Genomic DNA, 1,231 nt, shown 5'->3' on the forward strand with positions numbered 1-1,231 from the left:
TGAATCGCCACCAGTTCTCTAGACACTTCCCTGCCGTTCTTGGTGACGCTTTTCATACTCTACCGGTGACAGCTTTTCATTAGAACCATGGCGTCGACGGTTGTTATAGAACATCTCGATATAATCAAAAATATCTGCCCGGGCCGCGTCCCGACTGCTGTAAATCTTTCGCTTTATTCTCTCCCGCTTCAACAGCTGGAAGAAGCTCTCAGCAACAGCATTGTCGTGGCAGTTACCGCGCCGACTCATACTCCCCTCCAGCTCATGCGCCTTCAGAAACGAGTCCCAGTCGTGGCTGGTGTATTGGCTTCCTTGGTCGGAGTGAACAACCACCTTGCCCTCAGGCTTGCGACGCCAGACCGCCATCAGCAGCGCATCCAGCGCCAGTTCCTTGGTTATCCTGGATTGCATTGACCAACCGATCACCCGTCTTGAGAACAGATCTAGAACAACCGCCAGATACAGCCAGCCTTCATGTGTGCGGATATAGGTAATATCCGTTACCCAGCTCTCGTTCGGGGCTTGCGGATTGAACTGGCGCTGAAGGATATTCGGTGTCACCTTGTGCAGCTCCCCAGCCCTATGGCGTGGTTTACGATACCCCACCTGCGCTCGTATTCCTGCGTGGCGCATCAGGCGGTGGACTCGATTGGGCCCGCATCGCTCGCCATACTCGCGCAGATCGGTATGAACCTTCCGGTAGCCATACACGGCCCCGGATTCCAGCCAGAACTGCTTGATCAGCCCGGACAGGCGCTCGTCCTCGATTGCACGAGCTGAACGAGGCTGTCTCTGCCAGGCGTAAAAGCCACTGGGGTGAACGTCCAACAGAGAACACAGTGAGCGGATTGGCCACCGCTCGCTGTGCTCCTGAATGAAGGCGTACCTCAATCGGACTGACTGGCGAAGTACGCCGCGGCTTTTTTTAGGATGTCTCGCTCTTCGGTAACGCGCTTGAGCTCTTTCTGGAGCCGGCGAATCTCGGCTTGGTCATCTGCATTGGCCTGATGCTGCTCGGAATCCGGGCCAAACTTCCTGATCCAGGCGTACAGGCTATGGGTGGTGACGCCGAGTCGGTCAGCCACTTGGGCCACACTGTGACCACGATCCGTCACCTGGCGAACCGCCTCAATCTTGAATTCTTCGGGATAGCGTTTGCTACTCATAGATACCTCTCTGATTGCCATTTTGGATGGCTGAAAGGTGTCTAGCAAACTGGTGGCGATTCATA

Annotated in this window: 1 protein-coding gene; it reads right to left on the reverse strand. The window is 55.4% G+C overall.

Going from position 1 to position 1,231, the window contains the following annotated elements; genetic code table 11:
- Positions 1–18: 18 nt before the first annotated feature.
- Positions 19–1,166 (reverse strand): IS3 family transposase gene (locus tag AC58DT_RS15540; protein ID WP_290536301.1). Its coding sequence is split into 2 segments (ribosomal slippage): positions 19–929 and positions 929–1,166, totalling 1,149 coding nucleotides; the frame shifts between segments, so codons are not numbered across the junction.
- Positions 1,167–1,231: the final 65 nt, after the last annotated feature.

The sequence above is a fragment of the Aequorivita sp. CRS11 genome, from assembly GCF_059693805.1.